Origin of the sequence: Streptomyces sp. NPDC021019, from assembly GCF_044333295.1 — a bacterium.
Lineage (GTDB): Bacteria > Actinomycetota > Actinomycetes > Streptomycetales > Streptomycetaceae > Streptomyces.
Genome location: NZ_JBIRQR010000007.1, coordinates 110,310 through 137,230 on the forward strand (window position 1 = coordinate 110,310; position 26,921 = coordinate 137,230).

Here is a 26,921-nt window from a genome sequence, read left to right on the forward strand (position 1 = left end):
CCGCTCGTCACGCGGTCTCGGTGACGAGGCGTTCGACGGCGGCCACGGCGTCGCCGATGGCGGCCGGGTTCGTGCCGCCGCCCTGGGCGACGTCCGGCTTGCCGCCGCCACCGCCGCCGAGGGTCTTGGCCGCGGCGCGCACCAGGTCACCGGCCTTGAGACCGCGCTCGCGGGCGGCCTCGTTGGTGGCGATGACGGTGAGCGGGCGGCCGTTGGCCGTGGTGAACAGGGCCACGACGGCCGGCCGGCCGCCCTGGATGCGGCCGCGGACGTCCAGGACCAGCTTGCGCAGGTCGTCGGCGGAGGTGCCGTCGGGGACCTGGCCGGTGACCAGGGCGGTGCCGCGGACGTCCTTGGCGGACTCGACGAGTCCGGCGGCGGCCGCGAGGACCTTCTCCGCGCGGAACTTCTCGATCTCCTTCTCGGCGTCCTTGAGCTTGCCGAGCATGCCCGCGATCTTCTCGGGGAGCTCCTCGGGGCGGCCCTTGACCAGCTCCTGGAGCTGGGCGACGACCGTGTGCTCCCGGGCGAGGAAGTTGTACGCGTCCACGCCGACGAGGGCCTCGATACGGCGCACGCCGGAGCCGATGGAGGACTCGCCGAGCAGCTTCACCAGACCCAGCTGGGCGGTGTTGTGGACGTGGGTGCCGCCGCACAGCTCCTTGGAGAAGTCTCCGATGGTGACGACCCGGACCCGCTCGCCGTACTTCTCGCCGAACTCGGCGATGGCGCCCTGCTTCTTGGCCTCGTCGATGGACATGACCTCGGCCTGGACGTCGAGTTCCCGCGAGAGGACCTCGTTGATCCGCTGCTCGACGTCGGTGAGGACCGTGCCGGGGACGGCGGCGGGCGAACCGAAGTCGAAGCGGAAGCGGCCGGGCGAGTTCTCCGAGCCGGCCTGGGCCGCCGTCGGGCCGAGCGCGTCGCGCAGTGCCTGGTGCGTGAGGTGCGTGGCGCTGTGGGCGCGGGCGATGGCGCGGCGGCGGGTGCTGTCGATGGAGGCGAAGACGGGAGCCCCGACCGTCACCTCGCCGACCTGGACGACGCCCTTGTGCACGTGGACGCCGGGGACCGGCTTCTGGACGTCGCGGATCTCGATCACGGCGCCGGTGTCGAGCCGGATGCGGCCGGTGTCGGCGAGCTGGCCGCCGCCCTCGGCGTAGAAGGGGGTGCGGTCGAGGACGACCTCGACCTCGTCGCCCTCGGTGGCGGCGGGCGAGGGCACGCCGTCGACCAGCAGGCCGACGATGGTGGACTCGCCGGCGGTGGCGGTGTAGCCGGTGAACTCGGTGGCGCCGGAGGTGTCGGCGACCTCGCGGTAGGCGGAGAGGTCGGCGTGACCGGTCTTCTTGGCGCGGGCGTCGGCCTTGGCCTTGTCCCGCTGCTCCTGCATGAGGCGGCGGAAGCCGTCCTCGTCCACGGAGAGCCCCTGCTCGGCGGCCATCTCCAGGGTGAGGTCGATCGGGAAGCCCCAGGTGTCGTGGAGCAGGAACGCCTTGTCGCCGGCGAGGACCTGGCCGCCGGCGGCCTTGGTCTCGGTGACGGCGGTCTCCAGGATGTTGGTGCCGCCCTTGAGCGCCTTGAGGAAGGCGGCCTCCTCGGCGAGCGCGACCGTCTCGATGCGCCTGCGGTCGGTGATCAGCTCCGGGTACTGGAGGCCCATCGTGTCGATCACGACGTCGACCAGGTCCTTCACCACGGAGCCGGTGGCGCCCATGAGACGCATGTTGCGGATGGCGCGGCGCATGATGCGTCGCAACACGTAGCCGCGGCCCTCGTTGCCGGGGGTGACGCCGTCGCCGATGAGCATCACCGACGTACGGATGTGGTCGGCGACGACGCGGAGCGAGACGTCGGTTCCCTGCTCGGCGCCGTAGCGGACGCCGGTCAGCTCGGTGGCCTTGTCCATGACGACGCGCAGGGTGTCGGTCTCGTACATGTTCTGTACGCCCTGGAGGATCATGGCGAGGCGTTCGAGGCCGAGACCGGTGTCGATGTTCTTCGACGGCAGGTCCCCGAGGATCGGGAAGTCCTCCTTGCCGTCGCCGGCGCCGCGCTCGTACTGCATGAAGACCAGGTTCCAGATCTCCACGTAGCGCTCGTCGTTGACGGCCGGGCCGCCCTCGACGCCGAACTCGGGGCCGCGGTCGTAGTTGATCTCCGAGCACGGGCCGCAGGGGCCGGGGACGCCCATGGACCAGAAGTTGTCCTTCTTGCCCAGGCGCTGGATGCGCTCGGCGGGAACGCCGATCTTGTCACGCCAGATCTGCTCGGCCTCGTCGTCGTCGAGGTAGACCGTGATCCAGAGCTTCTCGGGGTCGAGGCCGTAGCCGCCGTCCTCGACGGAGTTGGTCAGCGCCTCCCAGGCGAGCTGGATGGCGCCTTCCTTGAAGTAGTCCCCGAAGGAGAAGTTGCCGCACATCTGGAAGAAGGTGCCGTGGCGGGTGGTCTTGCCGACCTCTTCGATGTCCGGCGTACGGACGCACTTCTGCACGCTGGTGACGCGCGGGGCGGGCGGCTTGACCTCGCCGAGGAAGTACGGCTTGAAGGGGACCATGCCCGCGGGGACCAGCAGCAGAGTCGGGTCGTCCGCGATGAGCGACGCCGAAGGCACGGCGGTGTGACCGCGCTCCTCGAAGAAGCTCAGCCAGCGGCGGCGAATTTCAGCCGACTCCATCAGTGGTCCTCATTCCGGTTGTTCGAGTTGTAGGGGAGCGTGCGGTACGTGGTCGCGTTCGCGCGCGGTTCGGCCGCTTCGACGGCGAAGTGCGGCTGTACGGGAAGGTCGGGGTCGACCGGCGCTTCCAGGCCCAGGGCGCCGCCCAGTTCGGTTTCGCGCCGGATCATGCCCTCGCGCACGTCGAGGGCGAAGTCCTTGAGCCTGTGACCGGTCTCGATCGCCTTGTCCGCGGCCTGCGCCGCGAGGCTCTCGGGGGTCAGCTGCTTGAGCTTGCGGTTGACCTTGGTGGTGGCCCACACACCGGCGGCTGCGCCGGCGGTGAACCAGAACGTACGGCGGAACATCGCTCGATCAGTCCTTCTGTCCGCGGGCGTTTCGGCGTTCGCGCCTGCGTCCGCGCGCCGAGGGTACGGTCCGGCCGACGATCACCGTGCGGCGGGCGGAGCCGCGGCCCCGCGCCGGTTCCGGTGTGGGCTCGGGTGCGGTGCGACGGCCGAGGGCCTGCCGTACGCCGTAGCCGAACGCGGCGACCTTGACGAGGGGGCCGCCGAAGGTGGAGGCGACGGTCGTGGAGAGCGCGGAGGCGTTGGAGGTGACCTCCTGGACGTCGCTCGCGATGGCGTCGACCTTGTCCAGCTGGGTCTGCGCGGAGCGCACCGTCGCCGAGGCGTCGGCCAGCAGCGGAACGGCCTGGTCGGTCACGTCCGCCACGAGCTTGGTGGTCGCTCTGAGCGTCTGGGCGAGCCTCACCAGCACCACGGCGAGGAACGAGACCAGGATCGCCCAGAAGACGGCCACGAGGATCCCGGCCACCTCTCCACCGGACACTGTGCACCGCTCTCTGCTCGTCGCTCGCGCCCTGCCGGGCCTTGTCTCCGTCGGTCGCGTCCGGGCCCCGGCCCGGACGCCCGATCGTCGTCGTACGAGCCTATCGCGCCGCGCATCTCCTCCCCTACCGCATTCCGCGCGGGCCGGGCGGGAGTTGCCCCGACGAGATTGTACGGAGAGCTTTCAAGCCAGTACGCTCCGTGTTTCATGCGACGCCTGCACGACCCCTGCCCGAATCCCGACGATCCGGACGCCCGCCCCGCACCGGCGCCCGGCAACCTCCCGGCCGAACTGAACCCCTTCGTCGGGCGCGAGGACGAACTGGCCGAGCTGGGCGGGCTGCTGGAGGAGTCCAGGCTCGTCACCGTCGCCGGAGTGGCGGGCGTGGGCAAGACCCGGTGCGTCATTCGGGTCGCCGCGCTTCGGGAGAAACGGTACTGCGACGGGGTCCTTCTGGCCGAGCTCTCCGCCGTCCGCCACCCCGATCTGCTGGAACACGCCCTGATCGACGCCCTGGGCCTGACCGATCACACCAGCAGGCCCCCGCGCGCCACCCTCGTCGAACATCTCTCCGAGCGCCGGACGCTCCTGGTGATCGACGGCTTCGAGCACCTTGTCGACGCCTGCGCCGACCTCGTCACCGAACTCCTGCGCCGGGCCCCGCGCCTCCAGGTACTCGCGGCCGGGCGCTGCCCCCTCCGGGTGGACGGGGAGCGGACGTTCCCGCTCGCCCCGATGTCCGACGGGGACGCCGTGGAGCTCTTCACCGAGCGGGTGCGCGGGGTCCGGCCGGGCTGGGAGCCGACGGCGGGCGAGCGGGCGTCCGTGCTGGAGCTCTGCCGCCGCCTCGACGGCATTCCCCTGGCCCTCGAACTCGCGGCCGGGCGGCTGCGCGCCCTCTCGGTGGAACAGGTGCTCCTGCGCCTGGACGACCGCTTCCGGCTGTTGACCGGGGGCCGTCGCGGCGCGCCGCCCCGCCACCAGACCCTGCGTACGGCGATCGGCTGGAGCCATGAGCTGTGCACGCCCGAGCAACGACTGCTGTGGGCGCGACTCTCGGTGTTCGCGGGATCGTTCGATCTGGAGGCCGCCGAGTACATCTGCGGCGGGCCGGAACTGCCGGCCGACTCGGTGCTCGATGTGCTGGACGAGCTGCTCGCCCAGTCGGTGGTCGAGGGCGAGGACGGCCCGACCGGCGCCCGCTACCGGCTGCTGGACACGGTCAGCGAGTACGGGGCGCAGTGGCTGGCGGCCGCCGGGGACACCCCGCGGCTGCGACGGCGGCACCGGGACTGGTTCCTGGGGCTCGCGACCTGGTGCGAGCTGGACTGGTTCAGTCCGCGCCAGGCGGAGGTGGCGGCGCGCATCGACAGCGAGCTGCCCAATCTCCGCCGGGCGATGGAATGTTCGATGGAGAGCCCCGACGAGGTGCATCTGGCGCAGTATCTGGCGGGCACGCTGTGGTTCTACTGGGCCGGCTGCGGGCGGCTGTCCGAGGGGCGGCACTGGCTGGACCACGTCCTGGAGGAGCCGACCCCGCACGACGCCGCACGGCTGAAGGTGCTGTGGGTGCTGGGCTACGTGGCCGTGCTGCAGGGTGACGCGGTCGGCGCGATCTCGGCGCTCCAGGAGTGCCGGGAGGAGGCCGAGCGCTCCGGGGACGCGACGGCACTGGCGTACGCGGTGCACCGCACGGGGTGCCTGGCGATCGTGACGGACGACCTGCCGCGCGCCGAGGAGCTGCTCCGTGACGCGCTCGGCAGGTACCGCGACGTCGGCGAGCTGAACAGCAATGTGCTGATGGCGCGGGTCGAGTTGGCCATGGCGGTGGCGTTCCTCGGTGATCTCGACGCGGCCGCGGCGATCTGCGACGAGGTCCGGGAGGTCTGCGAGGACCACGGGGAGCGGTGGGCGCTGGCGTACGCGCTGTACGTCCTGGCGTACGCGGCGCTGCGGCGGGGGCGGCCGGCCCGGGCGCGGCAGATGCTCCGGGAGTGCCTGGCGATCGGCCGGACCTTCAACGATCTGCTGGGCACGGTGCTGTCGCTGGAGCTGCTTGCCCTGGTGACGGCGGTGGAGGGGGACGCCGGGGAGGCCGCCGTACTCCAGGGCGCGGCGGAGGGCATCTGGCCGTCCGTGGGTCTGCGGCTGTTCGGCTCGGCGTTCTACGGGCGGCCGCGGGCGGAGTGCGAGGAGCAGGCGCGCCGGGAGCTGGGGAACGCGGCGTACGAGGAGGGGCTGCGGGCGGGCCGGCGGCTGGATCCCGCCACCGCGGTCGACCGGGCCCTGGCCGGCGGCGGACCGGCCGCGGCGATGGACGGACGGGGCGCGGGCGGCGCGCCGACGGCGGGCGGACCCAGGGGAACGCGAAGGCCCGCCGCCTCCCGGATGACAGGGAGGGGCGGGCCGGAGCGCTGGTGAGAGCGGCTACGCCTGGATCAGCGGGCGTAGTACTCGACGACGAGCTGCTCGTCGCAGATCACCGGGATCTCCTTGCGGTTCGGGTCCCGGTCCAGGCGGAAGGCCAGGGCCTTCAGGTTCACCTGGAGGTAGCGCGGGGTCTCACCGTCGGTGTCGTAGCCACCCTCGCGGGCCACCTGGAAGGGGACCTTGGAGCGGCTGCGCTCGCGGACCATCACGACGTCGTCGGGACGGACGCGGAACGACGGCTTGTCGACCTTGCCACCGTTGACCTCGATGTGGCCGTGGACGACCATCTGACGGGCCTGGTAGATGGTGCGGGCGATGCCCGAACGCAGGACCAGGGCGTCGAGGCGGCGCTCGAGCTCGACGACCAGCGCCTCGCCCGTCTTGCCTTCGGCCTTCTTGGCACGGTCGTAGGCGCGCGCCATCTGGCGCTCGCTGATGTCGTACTGCGCACGCAGGCGCTGCTTCTCCAGCAGACGGACCTTGTAGTCCGAGTTCTGCTTGCGGCCACGGCCGTGCTCGCCCGGCGGGTACGGACGAGCTTCGAAGTACTTGACAGCCTTGGGCGTCAGAGCGATGCCGAGGGCACGCGACTTCTTGACCTTGGGACGCGACTGGTTAGGCACGTTCTCCAGACCTCCGTTGTAGGTTAGGTTAGGCTTACCTTACTCAAGGAGATCGCATGTCTCGCCCTGGGAACACCACTCACGTCACGGACAGCACAGACAGCGGCAGCACACCAGAAGGTGCTGCTACGACGGAAGGCCGATCTGATCGTGGTCAGCCGCGTCCCAGCGGGCTTGAAAACACTCGGATGCCGTCAGCAGCCGAGCGCACACGAACTCTCGTACAGAGTACCTGCTCCGCGTTGCTCGTCGTACCGGGGCTGGATGTCGCCCGCACCCAACCCCTGATCGCGGACAGCAGGAGCGTGGGCCCCGAGGGCGACCTGTTCCTCGAGTTCCCCGCGGATTCCCCGGCCGTCCGGGCCGCCACGCACGCGCAGGGCGACGAGCTGACCGCCGTGCTGGAGATCACGGACGTCGCCCCGGTCTCCGTACCGCACCGGATCCGCGGCCGCGCGTGGGTCTCCGGCTGGCTCACCTCCATCCCCGGGCTGGCCGAGCCCGGCCGGATGACGCTGCGCCTGGAGTTCGGCGAGGCGTACGTGGACGACCTCTGGGGCGCCGAGGACGTCGAGCCGGAGGACTTCCGGGACGCGACGCCCGACCCGCTGGTCCTCCACGAGCCGGAGCTGCTCCAGCATCTGCACTCCGCCCACGACGAGCAGATGCGCCATCTGTGCGGTCTGCTGGGCGAGCGCACCGCCCGCGCCCGCTCCTCCCGCCGGCCCAGGGCCGTGCCGGTCGCCCTGGACCGCTTCGGGCTGCGGGTCCGCTTCGTCGAGGACCGGGGTTCCTGCTTCGACGCCCGCTTCGAGTTCCCGGAGCCGGTCCGCGACGTCACCGAACTGCGCCGCGCCATGCACACGCTCTTCGAGGCGGCGGCCTCCTGATCCGGCGGCGCTCCCGGTCAGCGGCTCTCGCGGTCGGGAGGGGCGCTCAGCAGACGGTGGACGAGGACGCTCCAGCTGTCGGCCAGCGGGCGGCCTTCGGCCGAGGAGAGGGGCTCATCGGCCTCGGGCATGGCCAGGAACAGCAGCAGCGGGCCCTCGAGGGCGCCGGTCAGCTGGACGGCCAGGCTGTCCAGGTCGGGGAGATCGACCTCGGCCTGCCCCAGCAGGACGCGCAGGTGCACACGTGTCATCGACGCCGCACCGGCGGGGGCGGGCTGGTTCCGGTCGAGAGCGGCGCGGGCGACGCCGTGATGGTCCAGCAGGAAGGCGATCCTGGCCTGCCCGTAAGCGACCATGCGGTCGAGCGCCGGCGCTCCCGGGCCCAGGGGGGGCGGGCCCTTGAGCACCTGTTCCTGGAAGGCGCGGTCGTCGGCGTCGAGCAGGGCGCGGAAGATACCGGCGCGGGTGCCGAAGCGCCGGAAGACAGTGCCCTTGCCCAGGCCGGCACGTTCGGCGAGGGCGTCCATCGTGACGCTGCAGGCGCCCTCGTCGGCCAGCATCTCCCGGACGGTCGCGAGGAGCAGCTCGCGGTTGCGCACGGCGTCGGCGCGTTCGGGGCGGGGCCGGCCCAGGGGGACGAGGGATCCGTTCACCTGTCCAACCTACCGCCCCCACGCTAAGCGGGGTATAGTCCGTTTATGGCGGCGGCGAGGAGCCCGCCCCGGACGTTTCCGTCGGCCGCCCTCTACGACTGCCCCTGAGGAGTTCCGCCATGAACCTGTTCCGTCTGGACGCGAGCATTTTTCCGACCACTTCGGCCAGCGCCGAACTGGCCTCCCTGGCCGAGGCCGAGTGGACTGCCGCACACCCCGGCGCCACCGTGACGCGACGGCACGTCGCCACGGATCCCCTTCCCTCCGATGCCTGGGCCCTGGCGACCGCGGCCGGCTTCACCCCCGAGGCGGACCGGAGCCCTGCCCAGCGCGACGCGGCGGCCCTCGCGGCCACGCTCGTGGAAGAGCTGCGCAACGCGGACGCGGTCATCCTCGCGGTGCCGTTCTACAACTTCGGCGTCTCCCAGCACTTCAAGGCCTGGGTCGACCTCGTGATCGCCGGAGCCGGCCCCACCGACCCGGTGCTCAAGGGCAGGCCCACCACCCTGATCACCACCATCGGCGGCGGCTACGGCCCCGGCGCGCCGCGCGAAGGATGGGACCACTCCACCTCGTACCTCGAGCGCATCGTCCGCGACGTGTGGCAGGCCGACCTCACCCTGGTCAAGCGCGAGCTGACCCTGGCTGCCACCACACCGGCCATGGAGCAGCTGCGGGACCTCGCGGACCAGCACCACTCCGCCGCCAAGGAACAGGCGCGCGAGGCCGGACTCGCCATGGCCGGCAACTGACGCGGCCCTCGGCCCGCGTGATCACCAGGGCCGGCCGGGCTCATCCGTCGCCGGGTGCTCGGCATGGTCCTCTCGCTTGCCGCGTGCAGTGAGCGGGGGTCCGAGCGGCCGGCCGCGTTGACGCTCTTCGCCGGCCCCGGCGAAGACGACCGCGCCGTGGACGGCGAGGTCCTTCGCCCCGCTCAGGACCGTCTGATCGCCGAGTCCTCCCAGGAGCCGGCGGCCTTTCAGCGCCTCACGACACGATCCGCTGCGAGAGCGCTAGGACGGCTCCGCACTCTCGCCGGAACGGCCCAGGCGCTCGCGAACACGCTCGACGACGTCCGCGTACCGCGCCTCGGCGCCGTAGCGGGTCGGGGTGTAGTACCGCCGGTCGCGGACCGCGTCCGGGGCGTACTGCTGGGCGGCGATGCCCCCCTGCACGTCGTGCGGATAGACGTACCCCTGGGCATGGCCGAGCTTGGCGGCGCCCTGGTAATGGCCGTCGCGCAGATGGGCCGGGACGGGTCCCGCGAGCCCCTTGCGCACGTCCTCCCGCGCGGCGGAGATCGCCAGGGTCGCCGCGTTGGACTTGGGGGCGAGCGCCAGTGCGATGGTGGCGTGGCTGAGGGTGAGCGCCGCCTCCGGGAACCCGATCAGGGCCACCGCCTGGGCGGCGGCCACAGCGGTCGGCAGCGCGGTGGGGTCGGCCAGGCCGATGTCCTCGCTGGCCGAGATCATCAGCCGGCGGGCGATGAACCGCGGGTCCTCCCCCGCCTCGATCATGCGGGCCAGGTAGTGCAGTGCGGCGTCCACGTCGGAGCCGCGGATGGACTTGATGAGCGCGCTGGCCACGTCGTAGTGCTGGTCACCGTCCCGGTCGTACTTCACGGCGGCGCGGTCGACGGTCGTCTCCACCGTCTCCAGGGTGATCTCCGCCTCGCCCGTGGCGATGGCCGCGCCCGCCGCGGCCTCCAGCGCCGTCAGAGCCCGGCGCGCGTCGCCGCCCGCGATGCGCAGCAGATGCGCCTCGGCGTCCTCGGGCAGGGTGACCGCCCCGCCGAGCCCCCGCTCGTCGGTCAGCGCCCGGCGCAGCAGATCACGCAGGTCGTCGTCGGTGAGCGATTCCAGGGTGAGCAGCAGGGACCGCGACAGCAGCGGGGAGATGATCGAGAAGTACGGATTCTCCGTGGTGGCGGCGATGAGGGTGACCCAGCGGTTCTCCACGGCGGGGAGCAGGGAGTCCTGCTGGGCCTTGGAGAAGCGGTGGATCTCGTCGAGGAAGAGGACGGTCTCCTTGCCGAAGCCACCGGTGGCGCGACGCGCGCTCTCGATGACGGCCCGGACCTCCTTGACGCCCGCGGTGATCGCGGAGAGCTCGACGAAACGCTTGTTGGTCGCCTTGCTGACCACGTACGCCAGGGTCGTCTTGCCGGTACCGGGCGGGCCCCACAGGATGACCGAGGACGCGCCGGCCGGACCGCCGCCCCCCTCGCCCACGAGGCGGCGCAGCGGCGAGCCCGGCTTCAGCAGATGCTGCTGGCCGACGACCTCGTCGAGGACACGAGGACGCATCCGGACAGCGAGGGGGCTGCTGGACGGGTCCTTCTCCTGGCGGTCTTCGGCGGCTGCGGTAAAGAGGTCGGGCTCCACGTCATGAAGCCTATGCGACCCCACTGACAGTGCCGCCGGTCACCTACCGGATCGGTAGGTGAGGGTCAGCTGGTCCAGAAGTCCCACCAGCGGGTCAGGATCAGCATGCCGATGATCCCGATCCACATCACCGGCAGCACCCACGGGAACTCGGTGAGCCCGCTGCGCAGCCAGGCGGGGGCCGGGAGGATGCGGTGCTTGACGTTGTGCGTGGTCACGTAGCAGAACATGACGATGGTGGCGACCCAGGCCAGGCAGCACCACAGGCAGAGCGAGTTGATGTTGTACAGCGACTGGTACTGGAGCCAGGTGCAGAAGCCGACGCCGAAGAGCGTCCCGGCGTTCAGCCCGAGCCAGAACCAGGCGCGGAAGCGTGCGCCGGCGAGGAGCCCCACGCCGATCGCGATGACCATGCCGTACGTGACGAGGCCCAGCATCGGGTTGGGGAACCCGAACACGGAGGCCTGCTCGCTCTTCATGATGTTGCCGCACGCGACGACGGGGTTGAGGCTGCACCCGGGGGTGAAGGAGGGGTCCTCCAGCAGCTTGAACTTGTCGAGCGTGATGACCCAGGCGGCCAGCAGTCCGGCCGCGCCGGTGATCACCAGGAGCAGGGCGAGACCGCGTCCGGCCCCGAAGGTGCGCTTGCGGCCACCCTCGTCCTGATCGGAGGAGAGGTCGTGGTCTACCGCTGCAGTCGTCATATCGCCGTTCCATCACCGAGTGGTCAGCCGGGCATGGTCATTGTGCCGCACCCCCGTACGGATCAACCGTTCGATGGACGTACAGACGCGCGCCCGCGAACACTCTTCGGGGCGGGCCCCCGGGGTGGCGGGGCCGGGACGACGGGAGATGTACGAGTCCCCTGCGCCGGTCCGGCGACGCCGACCGCGCGGGCGGCTCCAAGTCGGGGTCACCGACCAGGATGAAGCCCGTCCCGCCGGGTTGACGGCGGACGGGAAAGGCGCGGGCGGCGGGAGCTCATGTCCTTCCGCCCGCGCCCCCTCACGGCTCGGTCAGCCGAGGCGCTTCGTCAGCTCCGCCGCGACCTCGGCCAGCTCCACCGGGCCCTGCTCGCCGGACTCCATGTCCTTGAGCTGGACGACGCCCTCGGCGAGATCGCGCTCGCCCGCGACCAGGGTGTAGCGCGCGCCCGAGCGGTTGGCGCTCTTCATCGCGCCCTTCAGGCCGCGGCCGCCGAACGCGAAGTCGGCGGCGATCCCCGCGCGGCGCAGTTCGGTGACGACGCCGAACAGCACCCGGCGTGCCTCCTCGCCGAGCGGGACCGCGTAGACGCTGGTGGTGCGGGGCAGGTCGAGCTCGATGCCCTCGGCCTCCAGCGCGAGTACCGTGCGGTCCACGCCGAGCGCCCAGCCGACGGACGGCAGCTCGGGGCCGCCGATCATCTCGGACAGTCCGTCGTAGCGGCCGCCGCCGCCCACCGCGGACTGGGCGCCGAGACCGTCGTGGACGAACTCGAAGGTCGTCCGGGTGTAGTAGTCGAGGCCGCGCACCAGCTTCTCGTCGTCCTCGAAGGCCACCCCGGCGGTCGTGAGGAGCGCCCGGACCTCCTCGTGGTACGCCTTGCACGTGTCGCAGAGGTAGTCGCGGAGCTTCGGGGCGTCGGTGAGCTGCTTCTGTACGTCGGTCCGCTTGTCGTCCAGGACGCGCAGCGGGTTGATCTCGATGCGGCGGCGGGTCTCCTCGTCGAGGTCCAGGTCCCGCAGGAAGGTCTGGAGCGCCTCGCGGTAGACCGGGCGGCACTCCTTGTCGCCCAGCGAGTTCAGCAGGATCCGGAACCGGCGCAGTCCCAGCGAGCGGTACGCCTGGTCGGCGAGGATGATCAGCTCGGCGTCCAGGACCGGGTCCTCGGTGCCGATGGCCTCGGCGCCGACCTGCGAGAAGTGGCGGTAACGGCCCGCCTGCGGGCGCTCGTAGCGGTAGTACGAGCCGGAGTACCAGAGCTTGACGGGGAGGTTGCCCGCCTTGTGGAGGTTGGCCTCCAGGGCGGCGCGGAGCACGGACGCGGTGCCCTCGGGGCGCAGGGCCAGCTGGGAGCCGCCCTTGGTGGTGAGGGTGTACATCTCCTTGGTGACGATGTCGGTGGACTCACCGACACCGCGGGCGAAGAGCTCGACGTTCTCGAAGCCGGGCGTCTCGATGTAGCCGTAACCCGAGTCCCGCAGCGGGGCCGCGATGGCCTCGCGCACGGCGAGGAACGTCGCGGAACGGGGCGGGGTCAGGTCGTACGTGCCCTTGGGGGCCTGAAAGGTGCTCACGATTGCGTCTCTCGTCTACATTCCTCGGCGCGGCGCCGCGTCCAGACCGTTCAGGAACGGGTTGGAGGCGCGCTCGCGGCCGATGGTCGTCTGGGGGCCGTGGCCGGACAGCACCACGGTCGAGTCGTCGAGCGGCAGGCACACACGGGCCAGCGACTCGAGCAGCTCGGCGTGGTCGCCGCCGGGCAGGTCGGTGCGTCCGACGGAGCCGGCGAAGAGCAGGTCGCCCGAGAAGAAGACCGGCGGAACGTCCGCGGTCTCGGGCATCCCGAACGTCACCGACCCCTTGGTATGGCCGGGCGCGTGCGAGACGCCGAACTCCAGACCGGCCAGGGTCAGCTTCGAGCCGTCGGTCAGCTCCTTGACGTCGTCCGGCTCCCCCACGGTCAGCTCGCCCATGAGCGGCATCCCGATCGAGCGGCCGAGCGCCTTCTCCGGGTCGCTCATCATGTAGCGGTCCTCGGGATGGATCCAGGCGGGGACGTCATGGGCGCCGCAGACGGGGACGACCGAGGCGACGTGGTCGATATGGCCGTGGGTGAGGACGACGGCGACGGGCTTGAGCCGATGCTTCTTCAACGTTTCCTCGACGCCCTGGGCGGCCTGGTGGCCCGGGTCGATGATCACGCACTCCTCACCGGCGGCGGGGGCGACCAGATAGCAATTGGTCCCCCAGGCCCCGGCGGGGAACCCGGCAATGAGCACGATCGTCCTTAATGTTCGTCCGGAGGATGCGGCAACGGCGAAGGATGCGGCAGATCAGAGCCTACCGGCGCTCCTCATGACACAGGTAACCCATATACGGTACGGGCAACTCAGGCCCTCACCCCACGACGTAACAAGGAGCCCAACCGGTGTCCAGCAGCGAACAGCGGCGGCGGCAGCTCGCCCGGGAAAAGTTCGAGCGCCAGCAGAAGCGCCGGGAGGAGGCCCGCAGCAGGACGAGGCGTATCACCGCGATCGTCGCGGCCTCGGTGGCCGTGGTCGCCGTCGTGAGTGTGAGCGCCTTCGTCGTGGCGGGCAAGGACGACGACAAGGACAAGAAGAGCGACGCGGCGTCGAGCCAGAGCCCCGCTCCGGATCCTTCGGAGAGCGAGAGCAAGGCTCCCACACCGCCGATGAAGATCGACAAGAAGGCGAAGTACACGATGTCGCTCAGGACGAGCCAGGGCGACATAGCGTTCTCGATGGACGCGGCGAAGACTCCGGAGACGGTGAACTCCTTCAAGGCGCTGGCCGACAAGGGCTACTTCGACGACACCAAGTGCCACCGGCTGACCACCCAGGGCATCTTCGTGCTCCAGTGCGGCGACCCCAAGGGCGACGGCACGGGCGGTCCCGGCTACAACATCCCGGACGAGAACCTGGACGCGCTCGGCAAGGCGGGCGCCGACGGCACGGTCGTCTATCCGCCGGGCACGGTGGCGATGGCCAATACCGGTCAGCCGAACTCCGGTGGCAGCCAGTACTTCCTGGTCTACAAGGAGACGAAGCTCCCGCCCACCTACACCCCGTTCGGCACGATGGACGACGCCTCGCTGAAGGCCGTCCAGAAGGTCGGCGAGGCCGGTGTCGAGGGCGGTGCGGGCGACGGCGCCCCGAAGAAGGCCGTGACGGTCGAGAAGGCTTCGGTCGAGAAGGGCTGAACCGTCGGGACGGGACCCGACGGTACGGCGACCGGCCGGGCGGCCACCGGCGGGCGGAGCGCTGCCGGTGGCCGGAGCGGAGAATTTCAGCCGTGCTGAGTGCGGACAGCCGGGTGGCCGGTCGCCTAGATTGGCGTTGTGCAGGGCGGGCGATGCCCGCCCCAGGAAACTGTGGACGATGCCCGGGGGGCGAACCCCCTCGCAGGCATCAGGTGGAGGAGGCGCTGTGAGCAGCGACCCGTGGGGCCGCGTCGATGAGACGGGCACCGTGTACGTGCGTACAGCCGAGGGCGAGCAGGTCGTCGGATCGTGGCAGGCCGGTTCGCCCGAGGAGGCTCTGGCCTATTTCGAGCGCAAGTACGACGGCATTGTGGTCGAGATCGGCCTCCTCGAACGGCGGGTGAAGACCACCGATCTGTCGGCGAAGGACGCGACGACGGCCATCGACCACCTGCGGCAGCAGGTCGACGAGCACCACGCGGTGGGCGACCTCGACGCGCTGAGCAAGCGGCTGGACGCCCTTGTCGCGACGGTCGAGGCGCGGCGCGAGGAGCGCAAGGTCCTCAAGGCGAAGCAGACCGACGAGGCCAAGCAGGCCAAGCAGGCACTGGTCGCCGAGGCGGAGGAGCTGGCGCAGAGTGAGCAGTGGCGCTCGGCCGGCGAGCGGCTGCGGGCGCTGGTGGACACCTGGAAGGGTCTCCCCCGCCTCGACCGCAAGTCGGACGACGAGCTGTGGCACCGCTTCTCGCACGCCCGCTCGGCGTTCTCCAAGCGGCGCAAGGCCCACTTCGCCGCGCTGGACGCCCAGCGCGAGGACGCCCGCAAGGCCAAGGAGAAGCTGGTCACCGAGGCCGAGGCGCTGTCCGGCTCCACGGACTGGGTGACCACGGCCGCGCGCTACCGCGACCTGATGACCGAGTGGAAGGCGGCGGGCCGCGCCCAGCGCGAGTCCGAGGACGACCTGTGGAACCGTTTCCGCGGTGCCCAGGACGTCTTCTTCGCCGCCCGCGGCGAGGTCTTCGCGGAGCGGGACGCCGAGCAGGGCGAGAACCTCAAGCTGAAGGAGGAGCTCGCCGCGGAGGCCGAGAAGCTGGTGCCGGTGAAGGACCTCAAGGCGGCCCGGGCCGCGTTCCGGTCCATCAACGAGCGCTGGGAGGCCATCGGCCACGTACCGCGTGACGCCCGCCCGAAGGTCGAGGGCCGGATGCAGGCGGTGGAGCGGGCGCTCCAGGAGTCCGAGGAGTCGGAGTGGCGCCGGACGAACCCGGAGGCGCGGGCCCGCGCCGCGGGTCTGACGGGTCAGCTCCAGGCAGCCGTGGACAAGCTGCGCGGCCAGATCGACACCGCGCGCGCCCAGGGCAACAACGCCCGTGCGGACAAGCTGGCCAAGGAGCTGGAGGGCCGCCAGGCGCTGCTGGACCAGGCGCTCAAGGGCCTGGAGGAGTTCGGCGGCTGAGAGGCCGCTGTGAGAAGGCCCCGGTGCGCGTCGCGCGTACCGGGGCCTTTCCGTTGCCGGTGCTCAGGGCCTGCGGGCCGAGGTGACCCGGTAGACGTCGTAGACGCCCTCCACGCCGCGCACGGCCTTCAGGACGTGGCCCAGGTGCTTGGGGTCGCCCATCTCGAAGGTGAAGCGCGAGGTGGCCACTCGGTCACGGGAGGTCTGGACGGCCGCCGACAGGATGTTGACGTGCTGGTCGGAGAGGATCCGCGTGACGTCCGAGAGCAGCCGGGAGCGGTCCAGCGCCTCGACCTGGATGGCGACCAGGAAGACGGAGGACTGGGTGGGGGCCCACTCGACCTCCAGGATCCGTTCGGGCTGCTGGGAGAGCGACTCCACGTTGACGCAGTCGGCGCGGTGCACGGAGACGCCGCTGCCCCGGGTGACGAAGCCGATGATCGGGTCGCCGGGGACGGGCGTACAGCAGCGGGCCAGCTTGACCCAGACGTCCTCGACGCCCTTGACGACGACCCCGGGATCGGCGTTGCCGCGGCGTTTGCCGCGACCGCCGTGCGAGGGCGGGGTGGACTCGGCCAGGTCCTCGTTGGCCTCGTCGTGGCCGCCGAGCGCCTGCACCAGCTTCTGCACGACGCCCGCCGCCGCGACGTGGCCCTCGCCGATCGCCGCGTACAGCGAGGAGATGTCGGGGTAGCGCATCTCGTGGGCGAGGGTGACCAGGGAGTCGCCGGTCAGGATGCGCTGGATCGGCAGGTTCTGCTTGCGCATGGCGCGCGCGATGGAGTCCTTGCCCTGCTCGATGGCCTCGTCGCGGCGTTCCTTGGAGAACCAGGCGCGGATCTTGTTGCGGGCGCGCGGCGACTTGACGAAGCCGAGCCAGTCCCGGGAGGGTCCGGCGCCGGCCGCCTTCGAGGTGAAGACCTCGACCAGGTCGCCGTTGTCGAGCGTCGATTCGAGCGGGACGAGCCGCCCGTTGACGCGTGCCCCTATGGTCCGGTGGCCGACCTCGGTGTGGACGGCGTACGCGAAGTCGACGGGGGTCGCGCCCGCGGGCAGCGCTATCACGTCGCCCTTCGGCGTGAAGACGAACACCTCGTTGCGCGAGAGGTCGAAGCGCAGGGACTCCAGGAACTCGCTGGGGTCCTCGGTCTCCTTCTGCCAGTCCAGGAGCTGGCGCAGCCACGCCATGTCATTGACGGTGTCCTGCCCGCGCCCGGTGCTCCGGGGTACGTCGGTACGCACCTTGGAGGCGCCGGCGGAGGGCTCCTGCTTGTACTTCCAGTGGGCGGCGATGCCGTACTCGGCGCGGCGGTGCATGTCGAAGGTGCGGATCTGGAGCTCGACGGGCTTGCCACTGGGGCCGATCACCGTGGTGTGCAGTGACTGGTACATGTTGAACTTGGGCATCGCGATGTAGTCCTTGAACCGCCCGGGCACCGGGTTCCACCGGGCGTGGACGGTGCCGAGCGCCGCGTAGCAGTCGCGGACGGTGTCGACGAGGACGCGGATGCCCACCAGGTCGTAGATCTCGGCGAAGTCGCGGCCTCGCACGATCATCTTCTGGTAGACGCTGTAGTAGTGCTTGGGGCGGCCGGTGACGGTGGCCTTGATGCGGGCGGCGCGCAGGTCGGCCTGGACCTCGTCGGTCACTATGGCGAGGTATTCGTCGCGCTTGGGGGCCCGCTCGGCGACGAGCCGGACGATCTCGTCGTACATCTTGGGGTAGAGGATCGCGAAGGCGAGGTCCTCCAGCTCCCACTTGATGGTGTTCATGCCGAGCCGGTGGGCCAGCGGGGCGTAGATCTCCAGCGTCTCGCGGGCCTTCTTCTCCTGCTTCTCCCGCTTGAGGTAGCGCATGGTGCGCATGTTGTGCAGCCGGTCGGCGAGCTTGATGACCAGGACCCGGGGGTCCTTGGCCATGGCGACGACCATCTTGCGTACGGTCTCGGCCTGCGCGGCCTCGCCGAACTTGACCTTGTCCAGCTTGGTGACGCCGTCGACGAGGAGGGCGACCTGGTCCCCGAAGTCGCGGCGCAGGGTGTCCAGGCCGTACTCGGTGTCCTCGACGGTGTCGTGCAGGAGGCCCGCCATCAGCGTCGCCGGGTCCATGCCCAGCTCGGCGAGGATCGTGGTGACGGCCAGCGGGTGGGTGATGTAGGGGTCGCCGCTCTTGCGCTTCTGCCCGCGGTGCCAGCGCTCGGCGACCTGGTAGGCCTTCTCGATCTGGCGGAGCGTGGCCGACTCGATCTTGGGGTCGTTGCCCCGGACCGTACGCAGCAGGGGTTCCAGGACCGGGTTGTACGGGCTGGAGCGCTGGACGCCCAGTCGGGCGAGGCGGGCCCGCACCCGGTTGGAGGAGCCACCGGTGCGGGAGGCGGACCCGGCGGTGGCCCCGGTCCTCGCGGGAGGCCCGGGGGCCGGGGGCTTGGGCGCCTCAGGGGCCGGCTTCCTGGCCGGCGGCTGCGCGGGCCCGGTCGTTCCGGCCGGTTTCGGCGGCGTCTCGGGGCCTGCGGGCTTCGCGGGGGGAGCGCCCGGCCCGGCGGGCTTCGCGGCGGCCGGGGGGCGCGCGGCGTCGGCGGCGGGCGCGGGCTCCGGCGCGTTCGAGGGCGCGGCCTTTTCCGGCGTGGCGGGGGCCGCCACGGGCTTGTCGGGCTGCGGGGCGGCGGCTGACTGGGCCTCGTCTGGCAAGAGCGCTCCTCGTGCGGATCCGGGGTACCCGGAGAGCCCATGGTATCGATCCTCCGGCGGGACCTCGCCCGGGGACGGTGGGAGCCCGCACAACGAGGGATGGGCACCCGGTGTTCCCGGGTGCCCATCCCTCGTGCTCGGTGTCCGTCGCGGAATGTGGACCGGCGGTTCAGACCGTGATCAGAGCCTCCAGCGGTGCGCCTGCGAGGCCCCGTTCCAGACGGGCCCGGCCCGCGAGGAAGCCGAGCTCCATGAGGACCGCGACGCCCGCGACCTGGGCGCCGGCCCGGCGAATGAGCTCCAGCGAGGCCTCGGCGGTACCGCCGGTGGCCAGGACGTCGTCGATGATCATGACGCGGTCCTCCGCGTCGAGGTCCTCGGCGTGGATCTCGATCTCCGCGCTGCCGTACTCCAGCTCGTAGGACTGGCTCAGCGTGGCACCGGGGAGCTTGCCGGCCTTGCGGACCGGGATGAATCCGATGCCCGCCCGGACCGCGACGGGCGCGGCCAGGATGAAGCCGCGCGCCTCCAGGCCGACGATCTTCGTGGCGCCGTGCCGTACGCACAGCTCCGCGAGGGCGTCGGTGAGCGCCGTGAAGGCCACCGGGTCCGCGAGCAGCGGGGTGATGTCCTTGAACATCACGCCCGGCTTCGGATAGTCCGCGACATCGCGGATCCGGCTGAGCAGCAGTTCTCTGGTGGATTCGGTGGTGCTCGTCATCGCTCAGCGCTTCCCGGGGGTACGGCCGTGCGACCGGGGGCGGCCGATCGTCGTGCCCGCCGTCTCGGTGTCGTCGCGCAGGTCCTCGGGGCCGTCGTCGTCGGGGGACTCGCCCTTGGCGGCCGCGGCGGCCCGCTTGGCGAGGATCCGCTTCTTCAGCGCCTTCATCTGCGGCTCGCGTTCCTTGAGGTCGGCGACGAGCGGCGTGGCGATGAAGATCGAGGAGTAGGCACCGGCGGCGAGACCGACGAACAGCGACAGCGAGATGTCGTTCAGCATGCCCGCGCCGAAGACGCCGCCGCCGATGAACAGCAGACCGGCCACCGGCAGGAGCGCCACCACGGTGGTGTTGATGGAGCGGACCAGGGTGCTGTTGATGGACCGGTTGGCGATCTCGCTGTACGTGAAGCGGGTCTGCTTGGTGATGTCCTTCTGGCCCTCCTTGAGGCTGTCGAAGACCACCACCGTGTCGTACAGGGAGTAACCGAGAATGGTCAGCAGACCGATCACCGTGCCCGGGGTGACCTCGAAGCCGACGAGGGCGTAGACGCCGACCGTGATGGTGATGTCGTGGATCAGCGCGATGAGAGCGGCGACGGCCATCCGCCACTCGAAGGCGATGGCCAGATAGATCACCACCAGGATCATGAAGACCCCGAGGCCGGTCCACGCCTTGTTGGCGATCTGCTCGCCCCAGCTGGGGCCGACCAGGTCCGCGTTGATGTCGTTGGCGGGGATGCCGAGCTCGTCGGAGAGCGTCTCCTTGATCTCGTTGGCCTTGGCGGTGTCGACCTCGGTGATCTGGATGCGCAGACCACCGTTGCCGAGCTCCTGCACGATCGCCATGTGGCCGGAGGCCTCGGTCGCCACGTCCGTGGCCTGGGCGGTCGAGATCTGGGCCTTGGTGTCGGTCGTGAAGACCGCGCCGCCCTTGAACTCGATGCCCATGCGCAGACCGCCGACCGCCACGCCGATGATGGCCGTGATGGTGATCAGGATCGAGATGCCGTACCAGATCTTGCGGTTACGGATGAAGTCGTAGCCGACCTCGCCGCGGTAGAGCCGGGCGCCGAGATTGCCGAGTCGCGACATCTCACGCCTCCTTCGGTTCGGTGGGGGCGTTGACACGGCGCGAGCGGCGCAGCGGCGGCTGGGCGCCGAGCCGCTTCGGGTCCAGCCCGGACCACGGGCCGCCCCTGGAGAAGAACTTCGTCCGGCCCATGAGCGTCATGAGGGGCTTCGTGAAGAAGAAGACCACGACGACGTCGAGGAGCGTGGTGAGGCCGAGCGTGAAGGCGAAGCCCTGCACCTTGCCGACGGTGACGATGAAGAGCACCGCGGCGGCCAGGAACGACACGAAGTCGGAGACCAGGATGGTGCGCCGGGCGCGCGGCCAGGCGCGCTCGATGGCGGGACGGAGCGTGCGCCCCTCGCGGATCTCGTCTCTGACGCGTTCGAAGTAGACGATGAACGAGTCCGCTGTGATGCCGATGGCGACGATGGCCCCGCAGACCGCCGGCAGGTTCAGCGCGAAGCCGATGGCCGGGCCCAGCAGAGCCATGATCGTGTATGTCAGTGCGCCGGAGACCAGGAGGCTCAGGAGCGCGATGAACGCGAGCCCCCGGTAGTAGACGACCAGGTAGACGACGACCAGTGCCAGACCGATGGCGCCGGCGATCAGTCCGCCCTTGAGCTGCTCGCTGCCGAGCGCGGCGGTCACCGTGGTGACGCTGACTTCCTCGAAGGTCAGCGGCAGTGCGCCGTAGGAGAGGATGTTGCCGAGGTCCTCGGCCGACTGCTGGTCGAAGCTGCCGGAGATCTGGGCGTTCTTGCTGAGCGCCGTGCGCACCGAGGGAGCGGAGACGACCTCGCCGTCGAGGACGATCGCGAACTGGTTCATCGGCGGCTGCTGCTGCGAGAGCCGGCTGGTGATCTTCTGGAACTTCTTGGCGCCGGCGGAGGTGAACTCCATCGACACGATCCACTCGCCGGTCTGCTGCTCGATGGCGCCCTTGGCGTCGTCGACGTCGCTGCCGGAGACCTCGGCCGGGCCGAGGATGTACTTCTCGTAGCTGCCCGGGACGTTCGAGCCGCAGGCGACGATCGTGTCGGTGGGCTTGGCGTTCTTGCCCGCGTCGGTCCGCTGCTTGGGGTCGGCGCAGTCGAGCTTGGCGAACTCCTCCTGGAGCTTGGCCGTGGCCGGGTCCGCGGGAGGCGAGGCCTCGGGGGAGTCGGACGGCTTCGGCTTGTCGGAGGCGCCGGGGGTCGGGTCGTCCTTCGTCAGGGCGCCGGTGACCGCGCGGCCCTGGGTGGTGGCGCTCGCCGAGGGGGTGGCCTCCGAACCGGTGGCCTCCTCGTCCTTGGGCTTGTCCGCCCCTTCGGCGGACTCACCGGGCTTCGGGGTGGCGCTGCCCGAGGAAGTCGCGGAACCGGAGGGCGTGGGCTCTGCGGGGCCGCTGGCCTGCACCGTCAGAACAGGCCGGAAGTAGAGCTGGGCGGTGGTGCCGACCTGCTCCTGGGCCTGCTTGGAGTTCGTCCCCTTGGGGATGTTGACGATGATGTTCTTCGAGCCCTGGGTCTGGACCTCGGCCTCGGAGACGCCCAGACCGTTGACACGCCGCTCGATGATCCCGACCGCGGTGTTCATGTTGGTCGGGTTGATCGCGTTCGGCTTGCCGGGCTGGTTCTGTGCCTCCAGCGTGATCGACGTCCCGCCGGCCAGGTCGATGCCCAGCCGGGGCGTGGTGTGCCCGGACAGGAACAACCCGCCGGTGAGCGCGACCATGGCGATGAGGATCAGAGCCAGGGCCCGCCCCGGCCTGCCTTGACCGCCGGACGGCCCTCGGCCCTTCTTGGGTGCTGCCACCTTCTCGTTTCTCCCTGTCCAACCGCCCCGCGCCGGGTACGCGCCCGAGCGGCCACGAAGTGTAGTGGGGACCCTGCCCCCGCAGACGACCGCACGGTCCCGGGGACGCCGCGCGCCGGTGGGCGCGCGACGTCCCCGGGATCGTGAGAACTACTTGGAGTCGGCGTCGCCGTCGGTCTTGCTCTCGTCCTTGGCGTCCTTGACGTCCTTGACTTCCTCGGCGTCCCTGACCGCGTCGTCGTCACCCGCGTCGTCCTTGGCCAGGTCGATCTTGGCGACCTCGGCGGAGTCGGACTCGCCGGTCAGCGAGGAGGCGTCGTCGGGAACGACGGTGCCGTCCGCGTCCAGCTCCGGGTCGTCACCGTGCACGATGCGGTTGTACTCCGCGTCGTCCAGGACGGCGCCGATGGAGTTCTTCGCGTAGATGGCGTGCACGCCGGGAGCGACCTCGAGGATAACGGTGTCGTCGTGGACTTCCTTGACGGTGGCGTACATGCCCCCGATCGTCCGGACGCCGGTGCCGGGCTGCATGTCGTTGCGCATCTGCGCGGCCGCCGCCTGCTTCTTCTTGGCGGAGCGGGTCATCAGGAACATGGCCCCGATGAGCACGATGAAGGGGAGGAGAGTCAAGATATCCACGGGACGGGAATTCCTTCGCACGACCGCGCTGGAATGCGGCCTGTATATACGGGGGTGGGTACACCGACCGGTAAGGGCGGCATCGGCGGAGTCTAAGCGAGTCCGCATCGATGGAACAACGCCCAGCATGGCACCGGGGTTCCTGTGCACGCGAACCTGTGACGCTTCACGCCCCGAACAGGCCCTGTTGTCCCTTTGCTCCGTGCTGCGGCGGGACCAGTCCCAGATGCGCCCAGGCCGCCGGGGTGGCGACGCGGCCGCGCGGAGTCCTGGCCAGCAGTCCTTCCCGTACGAGGAAGGGCTCGGCGACCTCCTCGACGGTCTCCCGCTCCTCCCCCACCGCGACCGCCAGCGTGGACAGCCCCACCGGGCCGCCGCCGAAGAGCTTCAGCAGGGCGCCGAGGACGGCACGGTCCAGCCGATCGAGTCCACGGGCGTCAACCTCGTACACCTTGAGGGCCGCCATCGCGATCTCCCGGTCGATCGTGCCCTCCGCCTTGACCTGGGCGTAGTCGCGGACGCGGCGCAGCAGACGGTTGGCGATACGGGGGGTGCCCCGGGAGCGTCCGGCGATCTCGGCGGCGCCCTCCACGTCGATGCCGACGTCGAGGAGGCGGGCGGAGCGGTGGATGACGCGCTCCAGCTCGGCGGGGGCGTAGAACTCCATGTGCCCGGTGAAGCCGAAGCGGTCGCGCAGCGGGGGCGGCAGCAGTCCGGCCCTGGTGGTGGCCCCGACCAGGGTGAAGGGGGGCAGTTCGAGCGGGATGGCGGTGGCGCCGGGGCCCTTGCCGACGATGACGTCGACCCGGAAGTCCTCCATCGCCATGTAGAGCATCTCCTCGGCGGGCCGGGACATGCGGTGGATCTCGTCGAGGAAGAGGACCTCGCCCTCCTGGAGGGAGGAGAGGATCGCCGCGAGGTCGCCGGCGTGCTGGATGGCGGGGCCCGAGGTGATTCTGATCGGGGCGTTCATCTCCGCCGCGATGATCATCGAAAGAGTGGTCTTGCCGAGGCCGGGGGCACCGGAGAGCAGCACGTGGTCGGCGGTGGCCCCGCGGGCGAGAGCGGCCTTGAGGACCAGGTCGAGCTGCTCGCGGACCTTCTCCTGGCCGACGAACTCCTCCAGGTCCTTGGGGCGCAGCGCCGCCTCGACCGCGGTGTCCTCGCCGTCGAGATGGCCGGCGTCGACCAGCCGGTCGTCGAAGACCGGGCCGGTGGCCTCGTCGGTCTCGGGTCCGGTCTCGTCCCAGTTCATCAAGGGCCTCTTCGGTGGTTCGGTGCCGGTCAGCGTGCGCGGTTGAGAGTCTGCAGGGCGGCCCGCAGCAACTGCGGCACGGGGGGTGGCGTGCCTTCGGCGACGGCGGCCTCCGCCTGCGGGGCGACGGCGTTGACGGCCTCGTCGGCCTCGCGGCTCGCGTAACCGAGGCCGATGAGGGCGGCCTGGAGCTGGTCGCGCCAGCCGGAGGTGACGGGGGTGCCGATGCCCTGCTGGCCGATGTGCGCGCCTACCGGTTCGCCGAGCCGGTCCTTGAGCTCCAGGAGCAGCTTCTGCGCACCCTTCTTGCCGATGCCGGAGACGGCGGTCAGCGCCTTCTCGTCGCCGGTGGAGACCGCGAGGCGCAGGGCGTCGGGGCTGTGGGTGGCGAGCATCGCCTGGGCGAGGCGGGGGCCGACGCCGCTGGCGGTCTGGAGGAGCTCGAACACCTGCCGCTCGTCGTCGTCCGCGAAGCCGTACAGCGTGAGCGAGTCCTCGCGGACGACCAGCGAGGTGGCGAGCTTGGCCTCCTTGCCGACGCGCAGGTCGGCGAGGGTGTGCGGGGTGCACTGGACCGCCATGCCGATGCCGCCGACCTCGATGACGGCCGTGGTCGGGGCGAGGGCGGCCACCGGGCCGGAGACGAAGGCGATCATGCGGTGCGGCCTTTCAGCGTGCGGGACGTGCCGGGGGGCCCGGGCGGGCCGGGTGTACGGGAGACCCCGGGCGTACGGGAGGCGCCCGGAGCGCCGGCCGCCCCGGATGTGCGGGACGCGCCGGATGTGCGGGACGCGCCGGAGGTGCGGTGGGCGGCGACGGCCCGCTGGAGCCGGTTCTGCGCGGGGGCGCGCCAGATGTGGCAGATGGCCAGGGCCAGGGCGTCGGCGGCGTCGGCGGGCTTGGGCGGTGTGTCCAACCGCAGCAGCCGGGTCACCATGGCGCCGACCTGGTCCTTGTCGGCGCGGCCCGATCCGGTGACCGCCGCCTTGACCTCGCTGGGGGTGTGCAGGGCGACGGGGATGCCGCGGCGGGCGGCGCAGAGCATGGCGACCGCGCTGGCCTGGGCGGTGCCCATCACGGTGCGGACGTTGTGCTGGGCGAAGACGCGCTCGACCGCGACGAAGCCCGGGGAGTGTTCGTCGAGCCACTGTTCGATACCGCGCTCGACGGCGACGAGCCGGTCGCCGAGCTCCGCGTCGGAGGAGGTGCGCACGACGCCGACGCCGATCATGGTCAGGGGTCTTCCCGCGACTCCTTCGACCACGCCGACGCCGCACCGGGTCAGCCCCGGGTCGATGCCCAGCACCCGCATGGAGCCCCCTGTCCTCAGCCCGTCGCCGACGCGCGCCGCGCCCGCTCGATCATCTGTTCCCGCAGGCTATCGGCTCGCACTGACAATCCGTCGCAACCACGGACGACGGGCCGACGGGGAGTGCCCCGTCGGCCCGTCGTGTGAGACCTGTCGGCCGCGCCGTCAGGCGTCGACCTTCTCCATGACCTCGTCGGACACGTCGAAGTTGGCGAAGACGTTCTGCACGTCGTCGCTGTCCTCCAGCGCGTCGATGAGCTTGAAGATCTTGCGGGCGCCCTCTTCCTCCAGCTCGACCTGCATGGTCGGGAGGAAGTTGGCCTCGGCGGAGTCGTAGTCGATGCCCGCCTCCTGGAGCGCGGTGCGCACCGCGACCATGTCGGTGGCCTCGCTGACCACCTCGAAGGTCTCGCCGAGGTCGTTGACCTCCTCGGCGCCCGCGTCGAGGACCGCGCCGAGGACGTCGTCCTCGGTCAGCTCGCCCTTGGGCACGATCACGACGCCCTTGCGGTTGAACAGGTACGAGACGGAGCCCGGGTCGGCCATGGAGCCGCCGTTCCGGGTCATCGCGACACGTACGTCGGACGCGGCACGGTTGCGGTTGTCGGTGAGGCACTCGATGAGCACCGCGACACCGTTGGGGCCGTAGCCTTCGTACATGATCGTCTCGTAGTCGGCGCCGCCCGCTTCGAGACCGCCACCACGCTTGACCGCGGAGTCGATGTTCTTGTTCGGGACGGAGCTCTTCTTCGCCTTCTGGATGGCGTCGACGAGCGTGGGGTTGCCGTCGGGGTCCACGCCGCCGGAGCGCGCCGCGACCTCGATGTTCTTGATCAGCTTCGCGAAGAGCTTGCCGCGCTTGGCGTCAATCACGGCCTTCTTGTGCTTCGTCGTAGCCCATTTAGAGTGGCCGGACATCTGCCTTCTCCTTCGCGTCACCAAAATCGAGTCGAACCCGAGAGATCCTACCGGGGTCCGCTCAGTTCACCGCGCGCACCATGTCCACGAACAGAGCGTGTACGCGATGGTCGCCGGTCAGTTCGGGATGGAACGAGGTGGCGAGGGCGTTTTCCTGCCGGACGGCCACGATATGCCCGCCGTGTTCGGCGATGACCTCGGTCTCGGCCCCGACGGACTCGACCCACGGCGCGCGGATGAACACACCGTCCACCGGGCCGCCTTCGACACCGCCGACCTCGACCGCGGCCTCGAACGACTCGTTCTGCCGGCCGAAGGCGTTGCGCCGCACGATCATGTCGATGCCGCCGACGGTCTCCTGGCCCGAGCGCGGGTCGAGGATCTTGTCGGCCAGCAGGATCATTCCGGCGCAGGTGCCGTAGACGGGCATCCCGGCCCGGACCCGCTCGCGGAGCGGCTCCATCATGCCGAAGAGCACGGCCAGTTTGGACATGGTGGTGGACTCACCGCCCGGTATGACCAGGCCGTCGACCTCGGCGAGCTCCTCGGGGCGCCGGACCGGCCTGGCCAGGGCGTCCGCCGAGGCCAGGGCGATCAGGTGCTCCCGTACGTCGCCCTGGAGAGCCAGCACGCCGATCAGGGGGGTGTCGCTCATC

At 70.8% G+C, this 26,921-nt stretch carries 24 protein-coding genes; 5 read left to right on the top strand and 19 right to left on the bottom strand.

The window, feature by feature from the left end:
- Positions 1–7: 7 nt before the first annotated feature.
- Genes alaS through ACH4RG_RS29640 form a run of 3 tightly spaced genes read right to left on the bottom strand, consistent with a single transcriptional unit; the run spans position 8 to position 3,493 of the window.
- A complete protein-coding gene (gene alaS / locus ACH4RG_RS29630; RefSeq protein WP_018960521.1) occupies positions 8–2,677 on the bottom strand; it encodes an alanine--tRNA ligase in 2,670 nt (889 codons plus the stop codon).
- Positions 2,677–3,024, bottom strand: coding sequence for a DUF6167 family protein (locus ACH4RG_RS29635; RefSeq protein WP_397922993.1), 348 nt, complete (start codon positions 3,022–3,024; stop codon positions 2,677–2,679). The genes alaS and ACH4RG_RS29635 overlap by 1 nt, the downstream gene beginning before the upstream one ends.
- Positions 3,025–3,031: 7 nt before the next feature.
- Positions 3,032–3,493, bottom strand: a complete 462-nt coding sequence (locus tag ACH4RG_RS29640; RefSeq protein WP_397922991.1) for a DUF948 domain-containing protein — start codon at positions 3,491–3,493, stop codon at positions 3,032–3,034.
- Between the two features lie 222 nt (positions 3,494–3,715).
- Here ACH4RG_RS29640 and ACH4RG_RS29645 point away from each other — a divergent pair, with 222 nt between their 5' ends.
- Entirely contained in the window at positions 3,716–5,929 is a 2,214-nt protein-coding gene (locus ACH4RG_RS29645; protein WP_398540506.1) for an ATP-binding protein, read from the top strand.
- 17 nt (positions 5,930–5,946) lie between these two features.
- On the opposite strand, the gene rpsD is transcribed toward ACH4RG_RS29645, so the two are convergent.
- Positions 5,947–6,561, bottom strand: coding sequence for a 30S ribosomal protein S4 (gene rpsD / locus ACH4RG_RS29650; protein ID WP_018960518.1), 615 nt, complete (start codon positions 6,559–6,561; stop codon positions 5,947–5,949).
- A gap of 188 nt (positions 6,562–6,749) precedes the next feature.
- Between rpsD and ACH4RG_RS29655 the strand changes: the two genes are divergently transcribed.
- On the top strand, positions 6,750–7,451 hold the full coding sequence (locus ACH4RG_RS29655) for a DUF2470 domain-containing protein (protein ID WP_398540507.1): 702 nt from the start codon (positions 6,750–6,752) through the stop codon (positions 7,449–7,451).
- Between the two features lie 17 nt (positions 7,452–7,468).
- Here the strand turns inward: ACH4RG_RS29655 and ACH4RG_RS29660 are convergent, their stop codons facing one another.
- Complete coding sequence (locus ACH4RG_RS29660) at positions 7,469–8,104, bottom strand: TetR/AcrR family transcriptional regulator (RefSeq protein WP_397922985.1); 636 nt, start codon at positions 8,102–8,104, stop codon at positions 7,469–7,471.
- Between the two features lie 119 nt (positions 8,105–8,223).
- Here ACH4RG_RS29660 and ACH4RG_RS29665 point away from each other — a divergent pair, with 119 nt between their 5' ends.
- A complete protein-coding gene (locus ACH4RG_RS29665; protein WP_397922983.1) occupies positions 8,224–8,856 on the top strand; it encodes an FMN-dependent NADH-azoreductase in 633 nt (210 codons plus the stop codon).
- A gap of 261 nt (positions 8,857–9,117) precedes the next feature.
- Here the strand turns inward: ACH4RG_RS29665 and ACH4RG_RS29670 are convergent, their stop codons facing one another.
- From ACH4RG_RS29670 to ACH4RG_RS29685, 4 genes are all read right to left on the bottom strand, one after another.
- Entirely contained in the window at positions 9,118–10,488 is a 1,371-nt protein-coding gene (locus ACH4RG_RS29670) for a replication-associated recombination protein A (protein ID WP_397922981.1), read from the bottom strand.
- A 65-nt stretch (positions 10,489–10,553) separates the two neighbouring features.
- Complete coding sequence (locus tag ACH4RG_RS29675; RefSeq protein ID WP_397922979.1) at positions 10,554–11,192, bottom strand: vitamin K epoxide reductase family protein; 639 nt, start codon at positions 11,190–11,192, stop codon at positions 10,554–10,556.
- Positions 11,193–11,504: 312 nt separating this feature from the next.
- Complete coding sequence (gene hisS / locus ACH4RG_RS29680) at positions 11,505–12,767, bottom strand: histidine--tRNA ligase (protein ID WP_397922977.1); 1,263 nt, start codon at positions 12,765–12,767, stop codon at positions 11,505–11,507.
- 15 nt (positions 12,768–12,782) lie between these two features.
- Positions 12,783–13,472 carry an MBL fold metallo-hydrolase gene (locus ACH4RG_RS29685; protein WP_397922975.1) on the bottom strand — a complete coding sequence of 230 codons (690 nt, stop codon included), beginning with the start codon at positions 13,470–13,472 and terminating at the stop codon, positions 12,783–12,785.
- Between the two features lie 149 nt (positions 13,473–13,621).
- On the opposite strand from ACH4RG_RS29685, the gene ACH4RG_RS29690 reads away from it, so the two are divergent.
- Together ACH4RG_RS29690 and ACH4RG_RS29695 are read left to right on the top strand one after the other, a co-directional pair.
- Positions 13,622–14,413 carry a peptidylprolyl isomerase gene (locus tag ACH4RG_RS29690; protein WP_397922973.1) on the top strand — a complete coding sequence of 264 codons (792 nt, stop codon included), beginning with the start codon at positions 13,622–13,624 and terminating at the stop codon, positions 14,411–14,413.
- Between the two features lie 226 nt (positions 14,414–14,639).
- Positions 14,640–15,869, top strand: a complete 1,230-nt coding sequence (locus ACH4RG_RS29695) for a DUF349 domain-containing protein (protein WP_397922971.1) — start codon at positions 14,640–14,642, stop codon at positions 15,867–15,869.
- Between the two features lie 63 nt (positions 15,870–15,932).
- Here the strand turns inward: ACH4RG_RS29695 and ACH4RG_RS29700 are convergent, their stop codons facing one another.
- The 10 genes from ACH4RG_RS29700 to pdxT form a co-directional block, all read right to left on the bottom strand.
- Complete coding sequence (locus ACH4RG_RS29700) at positions 15,933–18,509, bottom strand: RelA/SpoT family protein (protein ID WP_397931972.1); 2,577 nt, start codon at positions 18,507–18,509, stop codon at positions 15,933–15,935.
- Positions 18,510–18,726: 217 nt separating this feature from the next.
- Complete coding sequence (locus ACH4RG_RS29705; RefSeq protein WP_397922967.1) at positions 18,727–19,278, bottom strand: adenine phosphoribosyltransferase; 552 nt, start codon at positions 19,276–19,278, stop codon at positions 18,727–18,729.
- A gap of 3 nt (positions 19,279–19,281) precedes the next feature.
- Positions 19,282–20,370, bottom strand: a complete 1,089-nt coding sequence (gene secF, locus ACH4RG_RS29710; RefSeq protein WP_397922965.1) for a protein translocase subunit SecF — start codon at positions 20,368–20,370, stop codon at positions 19,282–19,284.
- Between the two features lies 1 nt (position 20,371).
- Positions 20,372–22,144: a protein translocase subunit SecD gene (gene secD, locus ACH4RG_RS29715; RefSeq protein ID WP_397931899.1), complete on the bottom strand. Its 1,773-nt coding sequence runs from the start codon at positions 22,142–22,144 to the stop codon at positions 20,372–20,374.
- Positions 22,145–22,294: 150 nt separating this feature from the next.
- A complete protein-coding gene (gene yajC / locus ACH4RG_RS29720) occupies positions 22,295–22,783 on the bottom strand; it encodes a preprotein translocase subunit YajC (RefSeq protein ID WP_398540508.1) in 489 nt (162 codons plus the stop codon).
- 166 nt (positions 22,784–22,949) lie between these two features.
- Complete coding sequence (gene ruvB / locus ACH4RG_RS29725; RefSeq protein WP_397922959.1) at positions 22,950–24,038, bottom strand: Holliday junction branch migration DNA helicase RuvB; 1,089 nt, start codon at positions 24,036–24,038, stop codon at positions 22,950–22,952.
- A 29-nt stretch (positions 24,039–24,067) separates the two neighbouring features.
- The gene (gene ruvA, locus ACH4RG_RS29730; protein ID WP_397922957.1) at positions 24,068–24,694 is read right to left on the bottom strand and encodes a Holliday junction branch migration protein RuvA; all 627 of its coding nucleotides are present in this window, start codon (positions 24,692–24,694) and stop codon (positions 24,068–24,070) included.
- The gene (gene ruvC, locus ACH4RG_RS29735; protein WP_398540509.1) at positions 24,691–25,350 is read right to left on the bottom strand and encodes a crossover junction endodeoxyribonuclease RuvC; all 660 of its coding nucleotides are present in this window, start codon (positions 25,348–25,350) and stop codon (positions 24,691–24,693) included. Before ruvC ends, ruvA begins: the two co-directional genes overlap by 4 nt.
- Before the next feature lie 162 nt (positions 25,351–25,512).
- Positions 25,513–26,265 (bottom strand): YebC/PmpR family DNA-binding transcriptional regulator, encoded by a 753-nt coding sequence (locus tag ACH4RG_RS29740; protein WP_032794021.1) that lies wholly within the window; start codon positions 26,263–26,265, stop codon positions 25,513–25,515.
- 61 nt (positions 26,266–26,326) lie between these two features.
- Positions 26,327–26,920 carry a pyridoxal 5'-phosphate synthase glutaminase subunit PdxT gene (pdxT, locus tag ACH4RG_RS29745; protein ID WP_397922951.1) on the bottom strand — a complete coding sequence of 198 codons (594 nt, stop codon included), beginning with the start codon at positions 26,918–26,920 and terminating at the stop codon, positions 26,327–26,329.
- Position 26,921: the final 1 nt, after the last annotated feature.